The 13,901-nt window shown below is 36.8% G+C and carries 16 protein-coding genes and 2 pseudogenes; 15 read left to right on the top strand and 3 right to left on the bottom strand.

Going from position 1 to position 13,901, the window contains the following annotated elements:
• Positions 1–267, bottom strand: a pseudogene (locus tag MUG84_RS26930) (IS110 family RNA-guided transposase); the annotation flags it as partial.
• 272 nt (positions 268–539) lie between these two features.
• On the opposite strand from MUG84_RS26930, the gene MUG84_RS26925 reads away from it, so the two are divergent.
• From MUG84_RS26925 to MUG84_RS26890, 8 genes are all read left to right on the top strand, one after another.
• Positions 540–1,313 carry a hypothetical protein gene (locus MUG84_RS26925; protein ID WP_244731252.1) on the top strand — a complete coding sequence of 258 codons (774 nt, stop codon included), beginning with the start codon at positions 540–542 and terminating at the stop codon, positions 1,311–1,313.
• Positions 1,314–1,446: 133 nt separating this feature from the next.
• A complete protein-coding gene (locus MUG84_RS26920; protein ID WP_244731251.1) occupies positions 1,447–2,028 on the top strand; it encodes a 2'-5' RNA ligase family protein in 582 nt (193 codons plus the stop codon).
• A gap of 171 nt (positions 2,029–2,199) precedes the next feature.
• On the top strand, positions 2,200–2,724 hold the full coding sequence (locus MUG84_RS26915) for a phosphotransferase-like protein (RefSeq protein ID WP_244731250.1): 525 nt from the start codon (positions 2,200–2,202) through the stop codon (positions 2,722–2,724).
• A 229-nt stretch (positions 2,725–2,953) separates the two neighbouring features.
• Positions 2,954–3,226: a hypothetical protein gene (locus MUG84_RS26910; protein WP_244731249.1), complete on the top strand. Its 273-nt coding sequence runs from the start codon at positions 2,954–2,956 to the stop codon at positions 3,224–3,226.
• A 72-nt stretch (positions 3,227–3,298) separates the two neighbouring features.
• Positions 3,299–3,829 (top strand): hypothetical protein, encoded by a 531-nt coding sequence (locus MUG84_RS26905; protein WP_244731248.1) that lies wholly within the window; start codon positions 3,299–3,301, stop codon positions 3,827–3,829.
• 213 nt (positions 3,830–4,042) lie between these two features.
• On the top strand, positions 4,043–4,312 hold the full coding sequence (locus MUG84_RS26900) for a hypothetical protein (RefSeq protein WP_244731247.1): 270 nt from the start codon (positions 4,043–4,045) through the stop codon (positions 4,310–4,312).
• A gap of 171 nt (positions 4,313–4,483) precedes the next feature.
• Entirely contained in the window at positions 4,484–5,176 is a 693-nt protein-coding gene (locus MUG84_RS26895) for a hypothetical protein (protein WP_244731246.1), read from the top strand.
• Positions 5,177–5,319: 143 nt separating this feature from the next.
• Positions 5,320–6,405 (top strand): hypothetical protein, encoded by a 1,086-nt coding sequence (locus MUG84_RS26890; protein WP_244731245.1) that lies wholly within the window; start codon positions 5,320–5,322, stop codon positions 6,403–6,405.
• Between the two features lie 237 nt (positions 6,406–6,642).
• Here the strand turns inward: MUG84_RS26890 and MUG84_RS26885 are convergent, their stop codons facing one another.
• Positions 6,643–7,197 carry a hypothetical protein gene (locus MUG84_RS26885; protein ID WP_244731244.1) on the bottom strand — a complete coding sequence of 185 codons (555 nt, stop codon included), beginning with the start codon at positions 7,195–7,197 and terminating at the stop codon, positions 6,643–6,645.
• 921 nt (positions 7,198–8,118) lie between these two features.
• Between MUG84_RS26885 and MUG84_RS26880 the strand changes: the two are divergent.
• The 5 genes and pseudogenes from MUG84_RS26880 to MUG84_RS26860 form a co-directional block, all read left to right on the top strand.
• Positions 8,119–8,484: pseudogene (locus MUG84_RS26880) on the top strand (transposase); the annotation flags it as partial.
• Positions 8,485–8,681: 197 nt separating this feature from the next.
• Entirely contained in the window at positions 8,682–9,299 is a 618-nt protein-coding gene (locus MUG84_RS26875; protein WP_244731243.1) for a hypothetical protein, read from the top strand.
• 330 nt (positions 9,300–9,629) lie between these two features.
• A complete protein-coding gene (locus tag MUG84_RS26870; RefSeq protein WP_244731242.1) occupies positions 9,630–9,788 on the top strand; it encodes a hypothetical protein in 159 nt (52 codons plus the stop codon).
• A gap of 426 nt (positions 9,789–10,214) precedes the next feature.
• Positions 10,215–10,556, top strand: a complete 342-nt coding sequence (locus MUG84_RS26865) for a hypothetical protein (RefSeq protein ID WP_244731241.1) — start codon at positions 10,215–10,217, stop codon at positions 10,554–10,556.
• A gap of 481 nt (positions 10,557–11,037) precedes the next feature.
• Positions 11,038–11,592, top strand: coding sequence for a hypothetical protein (locus tag MUG84_RS26860; RefSeq protein ID WP_244731240.1), 555 nt, complete (start codon positions 11,038–11,040; stop codon positions 11,590–11,592).
• A gap of 292 nt (positions 11,593–11,884) precedes the next feature.
• Here the strand turns inward: MUG84_RS26860 and MUG84_RS26855 are convergent, their stop codons facing one another.
• Positions 11,885–12,778 carry a copper amine oxidase N-terminal domain-containing protein gene (locus tag MUG84_RS26855; protein WP_244731239.1) on the bottom strand — a complete coding sequence of 298 codons (894 nt, stop codon included), beginning with the start codon at positions 12,776–12,778 and terminating at the stop codon, positions 11,885–11,887.
• Between the two features lie 414 nt (positions 12,779–13,192).
• Here MUG84_RS26855 and MUG84_RS26850 point away from each other — a divergent pair, with 414 nt between their 5' ends.
• On the top strand, positions 13,193–13,501 hold the full coding sequence (locus MUG84_RS26850) for a hypothetical protein (RefSeq protein ID WP_244731238.1): 309 nt from the start codon (positions 13,193–13,195) through the stop codon (positions 13,499–13,501).
• A gap of 151 nt (positions 13,502–13,652) precedes the next feature.
• A partial coding sequence (locus tag MUG84_RS26845) for a hypothetical protein (protein WP_244731237.1) occupies positions 13,653–13,901 on the top strand: 249 nt, incomplete at its 3' end.

Below are 13,901 nucleotides of genomic sequence, written 5' to 3'. Positions count from 1 at the left end.
ACTGAACCAGTAGTGGCCGGTGGGTTCCATTCCAACTATGACGCTGCTCAGTTTGTAGGTTTTGAGCAAATCCTTAATCCAACGTTCGTACAGTTTGAATCCTTCACGATGGTTACCGAATTCGAGCGGAGATCCTAGAGCAATGCCTCGAAAGCTGACAGCGCGGGCCACATGGACTTCCTGGGCGATATCTACGCCGACGACCAGGTGATGAACGGTAATGTTTTCAATGAGTTGATTTTGCTTGTCCTGTGCTTTAAACTTCATAGTAGAGCGACCTCCTGATGGGCTTTTTGAGGCTTTTGACCTCGTGCGTAACCCCATCTTACAGAGGCGCTCGTTTTTGTTCAAACTCCAAATTATTCGTATTACAGGAATTCTAACGGAACACGATAGTTCAATAAAACAAGAAGGCAGCCGACGAGACGATCGACTGCCTTCTGTTGTTGAAGTAACGGGCAGTTTAGTTCAATGAAACGATTGAATTATGGGTACATACTTTTCAAAAAAATGGTGAAAGTAGCCATAGGTGATGAAAATTGAAGAAAATGAAATTAACTGTGTTTCTTTTGCTTGTTGGATTAATTTCCCCAACACATTTATTAGCAGAAGCTAATGACGAAACTAATTTAATAAAACTAACTGAAAATGAAGTTTCATCAATACAAGTATTTCGTTTAAAAGGAACAGATGATTCAAGGATTTTCAGAATGACAGATGGATATGACGAAAGGATTATTCGAAGGGTTATTAATTGGATTAATACATCAAGTCCTAGCGAACAGGCAAACGAGTTGGAGGGTGGTAAAGTTCCATTGCTTTTAAAAATAAACATGATCAACGGTGATCTAATAACTTTAGAACCAGCGTATAACTGTAAGGGTGGTCTTATCAAGACATGCACTGCCGTAGATGGTGAAATTGTACTTACAAAGAACAAGAAAAAAATCCGATTAACTTCGCTAGAGCTTTATGATTGGATCATTGTAGGCTGGAAGTATGAACCTGTTGGACCACCTAAAGAAGAACTTCTGGAGGAAACATTGTACACAAGATACTTTTCTGTAATCGAGAAGGAGTTTCCAGATTTTATAATGTGTCCAAGGATAGATAGAATTGAGCGAATTAATGGCGATACACGAAGACATTTAGTTATTTCAAGTGCATTAAATTATGCAGGGCATCACGCTCCTTCATATGATAGAATTATTTTCACATTAATCGATACACCCGAGAATGGGATAAAAATCATTAAAGTTAGAAAAAAAAGCAATGTATCAGAAAGGGAAAGCCAAAAGCAATGTAGATGGTAATGATGCATAGTGTGAAAACAAGATCGCATTAGTGCATTAACCTAACGGAGAACGTTAGTTCAATAAAACTACACGAGACCGCCGCGGAAACAATCGGCGGTCTCATTGAAGAATTAAGAGGTTGAAGTGGTAAATGACATCGTTTCAAGATATTGTGAGGTGTGATATGCAATATTTCATAGGTATTGTCCTTCCGGATGAATATAAAGAGCAAATTGCGGTATTTCGTAATCGCTGGGCTAGTAATCGTTTAAAAGATGTTGTGGAGCCCCACATTACTGTAAAGGCTCAGGGCGGACTTACGGAGGATATGGGTTGGATGAATAATATTAGGGGAACATGCTCATCAATCAAAAGCTTTCGCTTATCAATGTCAGAGCCAGCAACGTTTGGGAATGCCGTAACATTCCTGGGTGTTGAATCGAAAGAAGTATATTATTTGCACAAGCGACTGGTTGATACAGTATCTCCGCGACCAGAGCAGATCGATCGTTACTTTGAATTGGATCGCTTTCATCCTCATTTGACCTTGGGGCAAACCTATTGGGGTATGAACGAAACTGAGATTGAAGAAATGAAGCTATCAGCAATTAACGCCCTAGCTCCTTTTCCGACCTTTCACGTCAATTACGTACGGGTATATCAAGAAATTGAACAAAACAAGTACATACCATTTGAAGATATCCGACTTGGCGCTAACAAGCGAAGTGATTAAGCTAACGGGGAACAATAGCTCAATCATGACAGGACGACAGCCGGCGAAAATGTTCGGCTGTCGTCGTTACGTTAACGGGCAGCAAAGTTCAAATATAATTGTTTTCTCAATCCTGTTTATACGTTGAAACTGTTAAACTGTATTTATATTGAGCGAATAGGGGAATAAGGGATGAGTAAAGGGAAAATCGTATTTTTGAACGGAGTAACCAGTTCAGGTAAAACATCTATAGTAGATGCTATTCAGTTTAAATCGGATGAGTTTTTTTATGTTGTTGCAAACGATCTTTTTGAAAATACAATTGGCGATAACTATCTTCGAGAAGATTATTGGAAATATTTAAGTGATGCAATTATTATGATGTATCATACCGCCAAACTATTTTCTGACCATGGTAAAAATGTTCTTATCGATGGCATTTTGGTAGAAAGACCTGAGTTAAAACCGCATTATGAAAAAGTTAAGGACATATTTGCTGGGTACCCCTTTTATATTGTTGAAGTGTTTTGTCCTTTGGAAATTTGTCGCCAAAGAAATATTGAACGTGGAGATAGAACCGAAGATCAATCAGACTGGCAAAACAAAATTATGGCAAAAGATATACAGTACGACTGTACTGTCAACACAAACATAAATTCTTCAGAAGAATGTGCAGATTCGATTCTAGAATGTTTGTTTGGTAGGTCCGAATGTTAATCACATTACGCTAACGGGACACTATAGCTTAAAAATTAACTAAACGTGGTTGCCGGCATAGATCGGCAGCCACGTTGCGCTAACTGGCAGGATAGTTGAAAGGTTTCGCGAATACCCTACATATGGAATTATTTGTGGAGATCGTGAATAAGACAGTAGATAAAATTGGGCTAGTGCAAGAAAATCTATAGATCATTAATTATTAACTTTTTTCATGGGGGAATCAATAATGAATAAAGAACCATTACTACAATTGATTAAAGTTCTTTTATTTGGTGTACTTTCAATAATTGGACTTATTGTTTTGTTGAATTCTGTAGATTGGGGTAAGGAATCTGTAAACCATTATTTGCAAATGAAAATGGGAGGTAGTATGGATACTTCTGAATATCAAATAATGATGAAATACTATATTAGTTCATATAAATTAATCGGATCAATTCTATTAATTTTAAGTGGATATTTTTTCCTTAGAAACATAGAGAAATTCAAATTAAATTAACTATTTCTGTTATATAGGGGGCGGATTAATGAAGAAGCGTGATTCAAGAAACAGAAACTGACGGTTATGTTTATGGGGGAGATAACAGACCATCTTCATTATGACGATGATATAGGTTGCTTGACAGGAGATGGTTTTGTTCAAGCGCCAGATGGAAGTAGGGCAGGAGTAATCTGGCAGGTTGAGGGTTTTACTCGATTTAAAGTTGAGAGGAACTTGCAGAACCTTTACAATTTTACACCTGAGGACATGGTGCTGATTTATCTCTACTGTCTATCAATAGGCGACCCGGACTTGATATATGCGATTACTTTTAATGGGGGGCAACTTCCTGAACAAGATAAATTCCGGAAAAATTATTTCGAGTATGTAATGAATTATGATTCCGAAACAGCAGTACATTACAGATATTTTGATTCTATAAAAGTGGATGAGAGTACGGCTGAGGAGAATAGGGTAACGGTACTTATTACGGTTAGTATAGAAACAACGACTCATTCCATGGCTTTAGGGCTACAAAAAGAAGATCAAGTATGGAAGTTGGATATCTATCCTATGATAAAAGAATATATAAATAAAGCGAGTAAGAACAAAACAAAATAGGTTAATTCAAATAATAAATATAACTTAATGTTGAGCAGGCTACAGCAGTCTGCTCATTTTATTAAGCTAACGGGCAGGTTTGCGTGGTAGAGGTTGAGGGTATTCAAAAATACAATATGTAGGAAAAAGTTAATTTAAGTGAATGTACTTAAGAAGATTGCTTAGGGAAATGGTATGGTTGTAAGCATTTGTTTGAATCTAGAGGAGGTCAAGATGGGTAGTTTTACTTTAATTTGTTTAATCGTTTTAACTCTAATAGCTGTTGCAATCTTTTATACATATGTATTATTGGACTTTATCAATCCAAGCGCTCTTCAAATCCAACTTTTAGGTGTCATTATTATACTGTTCGGAGTAATTGTTTTGTTGGCTTTTGAAGGTTCTTCTGGATATGGATTTACTTTTGGGTTAATTGGGCTTATTACAGGCATTTTCGGTTCATTTAGAGAATCCCAAAGGGCTAAAGAAGAAAAAGATAATTGAACTAACGGGACACGATAGTTGAATAAAACTTATTGTTGAGCAGGCTACCGTAGTCTGCTCATTTTATTAAGCTAACGGGTAGTTTAGTTGAGAAAGACTTTAACATTAACACCCACAATATTATGTTAAAATCGAAATTAAATGGTTGACTTGTGAGGTGTTATATAAACGATGAATAATGTTCTTGGAAATTTACTTGAGAATGAACAAATAATCCGATATCCGAAATTTAGGGATTACTGTTTTAAGAAAGATAAGGGGCTACGTAAAGACTCCTTTCGTTCTCTTGAAGCATTTATTGAAGAAACTACAAGTTGGAACGATGAGTCGAGGAGATCGTTTGTCATTTGGTTTTTTCAAATTGTAGAGAAGTCAGAAAACATTAACCATGTGCTTGTTCATCAACTGGAAGAAAAACTAATTATACCTTACTTACAATATTGGATAAATGAAATGGATACTGATCCAAGACCTTATCGTTGGTATGGACTATTTGTAAATACCGAAAGACGAGGAGAGTATTTACAAAAGGCATTCGAACTTGGGGGGATATCTGAACAACTTGCTTTGATCAAAATTATCGATTTAAAATTATACTCACTTTGGTACGACTTTCATCATATTGCAGAAGATTTATACCTAGGTGAAACCGATGAGGATCGTCAAATTATTGCAGATATTGAAAGACTTAATTTGAACGTTCAAAATAACGAAGCAAGAGAGGAAATAGAAAATGCCGTTAGCTATTACATTTCTATCTTAGAAGACTGGATCGATTTCCGATCACAGGGGATTGATGGATTTGCAAAATGGTGTGCCGACAAAGGACGTAAATACGATTGGATTAAATCTTATTATTACTAAGTCGTTCGTTGAACTAACGGGGAACGATAACACAAAGAAGAACAGGCTGCCGATTAATCGGTGGCCTGTTGCGCTAACGGGCAGGTTAATTGAACAGCTTTATTGAAATAAATTATTAATATCTTACTAGGGGGAGAATAAATGTGAACGCTGCTTCCATTCTCAAAGATTTCATGGATTTGAATGAGGCTATACCTACAGAAGAAAATGAGGAAATATTACTAACTGCTTACGAATTAATAAAGAAAGAATTAATCGATTCAAACTACTCAATCGAAAGTGTTCGACTAGCTGATAAAATATTTGGTTATTTAGGGGACAAAGGCTTAAATGAGAGAGTAGAGCTGATGAAAAAATATTTGAATACTGACAATCAAAAATCCCTTGAGGATCAATTTTGGGCAAACTGGGAGCTCGTAGATAACCTTGCACTATTAAAAAAATACAAACAGATGATCGAAGAGCAAAAGCTATTTTTAGCTTGGACAAAGAAAAATATGTCCTCAGATCATTTGTTAGAGGTTATGTCTGATAGTACACAAGCAAATGGTTGGATTCATGAAGACCAATCCGACGAGTGGTTTAAAGTTTATTACGATTTAATTAAGCGTACGGAGCCAACAGAATCAAATCGACATGAACGTGTTTTATATGTTGAAACTGCGGCTGGTCTTCTGTTATACCATTTATATAAATACACAGAAGCATTGGATGAAATAAAACGATACAATATATTTATTAACGAAGACGTTTCATGGGCGGAATATAAAAAATTTTTTATTCGCTTAAAGTCATATCAATTAGAATTATATAGCGCACAAGGTGACTGGTTGAATTATGAGAAGACGGTTAACGAAGCTATTTTAGAAATAATTAATAATATAAATAAACATAACAACAATGAATTAGTTGCTATTGATGATATATGTGATATGGCTCATGACATCGGAACCTGTTTAATGTGGGAGAAGCGATATAAGCAGGCAATGACTTTATTTGAATATGCCATTCAAAACCAAGGAACAGGGATAACTCATTATTTTTATGCAATATGTGTCTGGGCAGCACAAAGGAACAGAAGCACAACATTAGAACATCTTAAGTTGGCTGAAATGAAAGTTAAGGGAAATGGTGGCTTACGTTCAAGATATAAACAAATGTTTATAAGGCAAGAAGAGTTTGCTGATGTATGGGGAGACAATGAATTTTTATCCGTTTTTCTGACTTGAAATTCAAGGATAAATAATTGAACTAACGGAACACGATAGTATAACATCAGGCTGCCGGCTCAATCGGCAGCCTGTTCAGCTAACGGGCAGTTTAACGCAACATATTGTAACTTATTGCAACTTCCTGCGTTAGTGTTATTAGAAGGGGGGAGTAATGAGCCAAGGGTTTTACAGAATTATTGATACACCGTATCTTCTGATATAATCAGGCTAAGTCAGATTGGGCTTCCATCAAGTTTATTTATTCCAATCTTCAGGAGAGGTATTTACTTTGTATGTGACGGAGATATTGCTATTCTGATCTCCTACTATATTCAAACGTAATTCAACATCTAATCCATCATCGACTTTCCAAGAGTCAAAATACTCAGCAGACTTCGGTAAATCCTCATAACTAGGAATCTTTGAAATTCTGTTCGATATTCCGGGATTAGTCGTCGATTCACCAAAAGCCTTATTCAAATTAGTATACAATTTTTTAGAAAGATCATATGCGTCTTTATTATGATGATCAGTAAACCCTTTTACATACATAAAACCATACATTTTATCATTATTTAAATCAAACGTAAGCGCGAGGGTAAGCGGTTCCCCGTATAGATTATGCTGCTTTTTGAAAGCATATATCCCAGCTTTTCCATTGAACTGTTCAATTTCCTTCCCTTCTTCAAGCCCTAAATTCTTAAATACGACGTCCTTTGATTTACCAATATTAACCTTGATTTCGTTTATTTCCTTAGTGTTTGCTTTATTTTGTGAGTTGCACGCTACAGAACTAAAGGCGATAACCACAACAAGTAACAGAAATCCGAATTTTCTTATTATAGCAACGCACTTCCTCTCGTCAAACTTGAGTGTAATTTATAAGAAAAGTCAGGGCCGTCAAGGTAACCAGCCTCAAGTTAGAGGTTCACTCGAGGCTGATTACGAAAATTACAAACTAGAACTTAACGGTATATCCATCAGAATTACCATCAGCAGTAAAATTAAATGTTATGGAATTTCCTGCAAAAGGAGAACCTGAAAGAAGGATTACCTTACCTGATTCAAAATACTTAGTGTTGGATTTCATTGTGCTCGGGTTAGGGTTGGACTGACTTACACTGACCGAGTGTGATGCGCTTCTATTCTGGTAAACGAAGCCTGGATTAGAATATAAGGTCCTTACATGAACTTGCCCAATCGCATCATCCTCCCCGACTTCAGAACATCATTTTCGGTTAAGATCGTGCTGTTTATATATATAACGTTTTGACCCCTATTTTTGTAACGATCTGGAACAGAAAACTTTCGACTCAGATTTTGCTGCAAGGTCCAGTTAGAATTCTCAACTCTCATTTTTGGCGAAATTCTGCCGTGAACGTCAATTTTCCCTTTCGGATCCCAACCCAAAATCGGCCTCTGTTCGCATTGGTTTGCGAAGAGGCCAATTTTCGTTTTTCTTCGATTTGCTCGAGATTTCTTCCCCAATCTGTGTTCCGGGTCCGCCAGACATGTTCACCAAAGCCTGGATTTTGTGAAAACTGATTTCAAGAAAATTTAGGTAAAGGCATAACTAAATCTAGTTATAAGACGTTAAAACATTATAAGAGAAAACATTAATGTCTTCTCTTGTAAAATTAAGGCTTTGTTAAATTTTAATGTTGATATTTGATAATCACGAACGAATGTTCTTTAATAGGGGTAATATTACTGTTTGGAGATGATTTACCAATGGATTTAAAGGAACTGAAAAGGCTTGCTGATACGTTAGACGATAGCGGTAAGCGGGAGCTTATCTACTTCTTGCAGTCCCGAACCAAGGGTGTGTCGGCTCCCGTTCGAGCAATTGATGAAATCCAAGAGCAGAAGCACAAAGATGGGCTTGTTTGTCCTCATTGAAAAACCCGATCAGCCGTGCGATTTGGGAAGTACGCTGTTAAAACACGTGCTGGCGTGGTCAAGCGGCAACGTTACCGCTGTAAATCCTGCCTTCAGACATTCAATGACCTCACAAACACTCCTCTACAACGAACAAGAAGACCTCATATGTGGGTTTGTTTTATTGAATGTATGATTGAAGGTTATTCTTTGAGAAAATGGAATACCTCATCGAATAAGAAAAATATGTTGGTCAAATCGTGCTTGATTACTGTGACTGACACGAACACTAATCTTCGGCGCTCTGCCTATAATTGTTAAGATAAGGAGTAAATTAGCACAATTAAGAAACATTTTACTTGTCCTCATCGTAAGTATAAGTCTCAGGGATAAAATGTAAAAGGGGTGATCATTACGTGCACAAAATCAAGTCTTGGTTCTTTTTGCTCATCTTCCTCGCAAGTATAGGACTTATATGTATTGGATGCTCTTTCGAAGGCAAGAAACCATCATCGGAGGAAAACTATAACCAGCTCTTAACAAGCTTCCATCAGAACGGTGAGTATGTTTTTGAAAATTTACCCTGGCTGATCTCCAGGCAGGAAGTATTAAAGCGGAAGCAACAGAATGACAGTAGTGTGGAAAATACTGATTTTTTGAAAATAGAAGGATCTTTTCCTTTGACCTCGTCTTCACTGAAAAAAACGGTGGTATATCGATTCTCCGATGACCAATTTGTATCTGGTGAATATCTGTTCTCTACGCATGACAAAAATCGTTTTATTGAATTTTGCAATAAGCTAAAAAGTCATTTGTCAGAATCACTTGCAGAACCATATGCGAATGATCTAAGCGTTTTGGAACAGGCAGGCGATATTAATGCACATGGAAAAAGTGTCGCGTGGGAAGGTAAAGATCGTAGTATTTTAAAGGTGAATTTGCTGACTGATACACAGCAGAATAGTGAAATGATGTACATCTTACAGATCAAAAGCTCGGCTCCTCTTCCTGAACGCAAAGGATTAGCACCATAACGTAAAGAAGTGGAATCGTGTAAAAGATGAAAAAAATTATGGAGACTTTCGAGATTATTACGATGAGTAAAACCTGTAATATGAAAAATATACCAAAACAACAAAGCAATAGAATTAATCGATGATCAATTCTATCGGAGACGAAATCTCATTATACCGATTATAGAAGCATCGGGAAATGTATGGCTAACGGGGAACGATAGTATAACAACAGGCTGCCGGCACAATCGGCAGCCTGTTCAGCTAACGGGCAGAATAACGCAACATTGCTACTTAACCCAACGTTTATAATATCAAATGCAGGCATTGGGGATTGGAGGTATTAAGAGCGTGAAAGTAATTTGTAATTTAGTTCTTTTAGTGTTGTCGATGACCCTCACAATTGGCTGTTCTAACGTCAATTCAAAATCGGATGATTTGAATGCTATTCGTGAAGTAGCATGGAACAGTATTTCCAATCAAGATAGTAAATCTGGTATGGAAAAATGAAGAAGTAACAAAAATTAAATTCGATGAAATGATTAATGAATATTCCATTCCTAAAGGTGCTGAGCCGAAAAAAATAGAAAATTTGTATAAAGTCACGTTTGATAAAAATCATGTGATATTTGTAGATGGCAACACAAAAAAGGTTGTTGGAACGATATCTAAAGAATAGTCCCATTCTGAGTTATGGATTAACGGAAATAAAGATGGTTATACGAAGCCAACTTTTTATCGGCGTGTGAAAGAATACGAAGAAGGAAAGAAACAATAGTACCAAATTCTTCACCTTTTTAGGAGCCTTCCTCGGCGTAGTCACGGAATTCCTGGTTGATCCGGAAATGAAAGAGCATCTGCCCTGCAACTTAGTGAAATTCGGAATTATATGGTAAAATATTTGGCGAATCCAATAGAAAATGAGGGTGATTTTTTATGAAATTGTGGTTATTTACACCTGTTTCGGTTTTGTTACTAATGCTTTTGGGTGGGGGAACTAGTTCTTCAGTGGCGGTGGAGACAAACCATTATGACCCAATAGAACAAACCATTTTTCAAAATTATCGAGGAGGTATATATACCCCTGACGGGAGAACGGTAGATTCAAATATTCTACTAGAAGAAGGAATAACACCTGGAAATTCACAATCACAAATTCAGCGTGATTTGGTGCGCCGGTCGCTATGGCAGTTATCCTCATTAAAAATGCGTACGGATGTATATACACCAGATGGTAGAAAGATCACCGATCATATACTTGGCGAATCAAAACCTTAAAGAGTGCGAAAATAAAAGCATTTATAATCTCCCGGTAGTGGGCAGCTGAAATCGGAAGGCAAGGCCATGCGTGATCTTCAGAAGCGGATCCGTGACGCAAAAGACCGGCTGATCTATCAATTACGTTCGGGTTAAAGAAGAACATGTATATCCTCAGCCGGTAGGAACAGCTTACAACGAGGTCTTAACTATGGTCATCGCTTCAAGCTCCGTGTCGTGAAGATGTACTCGTTTTTGCGGTTACTATGACTGGACAAGGCGGAAAGAAAGCCGACGAAGCAACGCCATGAGCGGCTAAAAAAACAGATTCGTCGCGTCTTTTTGACAACAGGTGTCTTTATGGTAGCAAGGATGTCAGGGAATCCCTGAAGAAACAAGTATCCGAGAGAACCGCCGGTAGCCGCGAATGTGCTGAATCAACGGTTTCAAACTTACCCTGATAGTTGTTCAGAACATTTAAGCAAATGTTGGAGGTTTATTGATGGGAAATTTCATGACGAATAAAAAAGTTTTTTTCTACTCAACATTTCTAATCTTAGCGTTAGATTTCATCGTTCTATTTTTACTACCTACTTACCAGGTTCTGTTCTTAAAAGAAACAAATTATTTACCTCTTATTTGTCTAAATATTATTTTGGCTATTTTTTTCATAAAGAATACTAAGAATGGATTTTACATAGTTCTTATAATTTTGATTATGCTCTTATTTATTTATTATCTAATTAAAAGTTTGTTTATTCAGTGTTATTATCCCTTTAATTACAAAGAAATTACTTCACCTCAAAAGAGTAAGTCAGTTATCATCGAATATCGATCTGATCTTTTTAATCAGGGCATAAGTCATTATAGAGTTTATCAAAAGGAATATGCTTTTTTAATAAGAGAACTCACAAAAAAAGAAATCATTATAACCGAACCATATTTTGAAGATCTACCTAAAAAAGATTTATTCGATTTTGAAACTCCCACATGGATAAACGAAAAGACAGTTATTTTTGATACTCTCGAAGGTCAGCGTAAATTTAAATTGAAATAATTCAAAATGGAAGCGTTATTTTGGAACAGTCTACAGATTATTAAACTTAATTTTTGCAAGGATTTTATAAGTGTGGGCTCCTGCTACCGGCTCTAAGGCGGCAAAAAAAGCCACCACAGGAGGCATTTCAACATGAATAAAGCCCTTTAACTTCCTATTGGGAAGCTAAAGGGCTAAAAAATATAGCTTTCTCGTTTTCTGATCTTTCATTTTTAAAAATCGACCGTATAAACCAGTACTAGACATTGTGATAAGGGGCTAGTGCCTTACTTCTCTATTAACTCTTTCTTATTTACTGTGGAATGCTTTGAATAATATCACCGTAATTAAGGCCTTTGTATTTAAATGTTTTTACAGTCCCATCACTAAGTTTGTAATTCCCCATATAGGTACCATTATTATAATTAAAAGAATCATTGTACATATCGGAAATATACTCTGGTCTATTGCCGCCTAATGTAGTGGTATCATATCCAGGTATATTTACTTCGAAAAATTGCCAGACTGCTTTTGCTATTCCATCCTTAATCTCAACCACTGTTGTTACTGTTCCGTTACTATAGGTATAGCGAGTAGCGTCACTTGCAGCAAAGGTATACGTGTAGTATTGAGATTTATCGCTATCTGCTCCTACATCAGGCTTAAACGAGTAAGTAATCGGTAACGAAATGGCTGCCAGGCGCGCCTGCTTTAAATCCGATGAATTTAATGCATTGAGATCAGGAGCGAAATTTTTGGATTGAATGAATAAAATCCCTCGTGTTTTTTCATAGTACACGTTATATCCAAAAGCCTCACTAACAAATTTTGCGGGAATCATCATGCGGCCGTTATAATTATTTGCTTCACTATCCATTTGTACTGGATTCCCATTTTTATAGGCAGTACGCTCACCCTGAATCATTTGAAATATTTCATTAGAAGAATTAGTAATTGTTGCAGTGTGATTTTTAGCGTCCCACGAATAATTGAGTCCAAGGGAAGCAAGTGTTCTAACTGGAACCATAACTCTACCAGCCTGTATAAAAGGATTAGTATCGGTAGAGATAAAAGATCCGTTGATGTTAACGTTTATAGCTCTTGTTGTTGAATTGGTAGATGTAGCAGTAGAAGCAGCTGAACTAACACTCGGAAGCATTAATAAGATTGTTAAACAGATGGGAAACAACTTCTTAAACACAGACATAAAATAACAAAGCCCCTTCCAATTATTTGTATATTAATTATAACGTCAAATTCAAGAAAAATGTTACGATCCAATCACAGTCGTAATCCTAGCTCCTACCATAGTTGGCGGTGGAATAATTGCAACCGCAGCAGCCATAATTTTATTTTCCACGGATTTATTTATGCCTCCCAGATTCATATGTAGACGCTAGCTGGAATATAGTACCACTAATGTGCAAATAGTCAACATTATTCTTGCTCCACTGCCAGTTAAATGAGAAGAAGGCAGCCGACTTCTTGATCGGCTGCCTTTTTTCAACTAATGGGCAGATTAGTTGAGCCGAGTCCCCCTTAAAGGTAAGACAAAACAAGTCATCTTTTTTTTTGGACACATCATAGGCTAAAATGTACTTGCTGTGTAGGGGGGCTCGGCGTGAGACTGCTGATTCTTTTGGTAGGTGTGATATTACTTACTCTGCTGTGGACAAATCCTGATAGGTCCGATTTCGAAAAGTGGGTGCTTAAGAAGGAAGTCACCATTTATCAAAGAAGCACTCCTTTACAGCCTGTTAATTTTCGAAGTGAAAATTACCTATTTTTATCAATACATGAACTTTCGGTTGTAAGGCAACAGACTGAATTTATGACCGAATACACCACCTACGTGGGTGTGTGCATACTCGGAATGATATTTCCTGCTTTGGCTCCTGATGTTGATGGTAAGCAGTCCCCAGTATTTTAAGTTCGTTTCTTAAGCTAACGGTACACGATAGTTCAAACAACAAGGGAGCAGATCGCTAAGCGCAGCTGCTCTCTTTCTCGTTGAAGTAACGGGCAGGATAACGTAACATATTGCAACCTCCTGCGTTAGTGTTATTAGAAGGGGTGAAGTTATGAGGAGTTTTTCTTTTGTTTTTCTAATCCTGTGTTTTCTAATAAGTGGATGTAGTGGTGGCACTCATATCGAAAGTAAACCAATACTTTATGATTTCACTGAGCCTTATAGATTCCCATTTGAAGTTAATGATGTTCGTACAGAGATCGAAGTTTATAATCCGGATTTATTCCAACAATACGTATTTCATTATAAAAACAAGCAGACTAAACAAGAAATAAACTACATTTTAAGTAAAGTTAATGAG

It is taken from the genome of Paenibacillus mangrovi (assembly GCF_022898935.1).
GTDB lineage: Bacteria > Bacillota > Bacilli > Paenibacillales > Paenibacillaceae > Paenibacillus_AQ > Paenibacillus_AQ mangrovi.
The sequence above is the reverse complement of the archived record's forward strand: the minus strand, read 5'-3'. Positions and strand labels throughout refer to the sequence as shown.

What these genes read in the sequence shown, in the direction of transcription:
- MUG84_RS26920 (WP_244731251.1), top strand. Translation starts at nt 1,447, where the DNA reads ATGACATCGTTTCAAGATATTGTGAGGTGTGATATGCAATATTTCATA.
- MUG84_RS26915 (WP_244731250.1), top strand. Translation starts at nt 2,200, where the DNA reads ATGAGTAAAGGGAAAATCGTATTTTTGAACGGAGTAACCAGTTCAGGT.
- MUG84_RS26910 (WP_244731249.1), top strand. Translation starts at nt 2,954, where the DNA reads ATGAATAAAGAACCATTACTACAATTGATTAAAGTTCTTTTATTTGGT.
- MUG84_RS26905 (WP_244731248.1), top strand. Translation starts at nt 3,299, where the DNA reads ATGGGGGAGATAACAGACCATCTTCATTATGACGATGATATAGGTTGC.
- MUG84_RS26900 (WP_244731247.1), top strand. Translation starts at nt 4,043, where the DNA reads ATGGGTAGTTTTACTTTAATTTGTTTAATCGTTTTAACTCTAATAGCT.
- MUG84_RS26895 (WP_244731246.1), top strand. Translation starts at nt 4,484, where the DNA reads ATGAATAATGTTCTTGGAAATTTACTTGAGAATGAACAAATAATCCGA.
- MUG84_RS26865 (WP_244731241.1), top strand. Translation starts at nt 10,215, where the DNA reads ATGAAATTGTGGTTATTTACACCTGTTTCGGTTTTGTTACTAATGCTT.
- MUG84_RS26860 (WP_244731240.1), top strand. Translation starts at nt 11,038, where the DNA reads ATGGGAAATTTCATGACGAATAAAAAAGTTTTTTTCTACTCAACATTT.
- MUG84_RS26855 (WP_244731239.1), bottom strand. Translation starts at nt 12,778, where the DNA reads ATGTCTGTGTTTAAGAAGTTGTTTCCCATCTGTTTAACAATCTTATTA.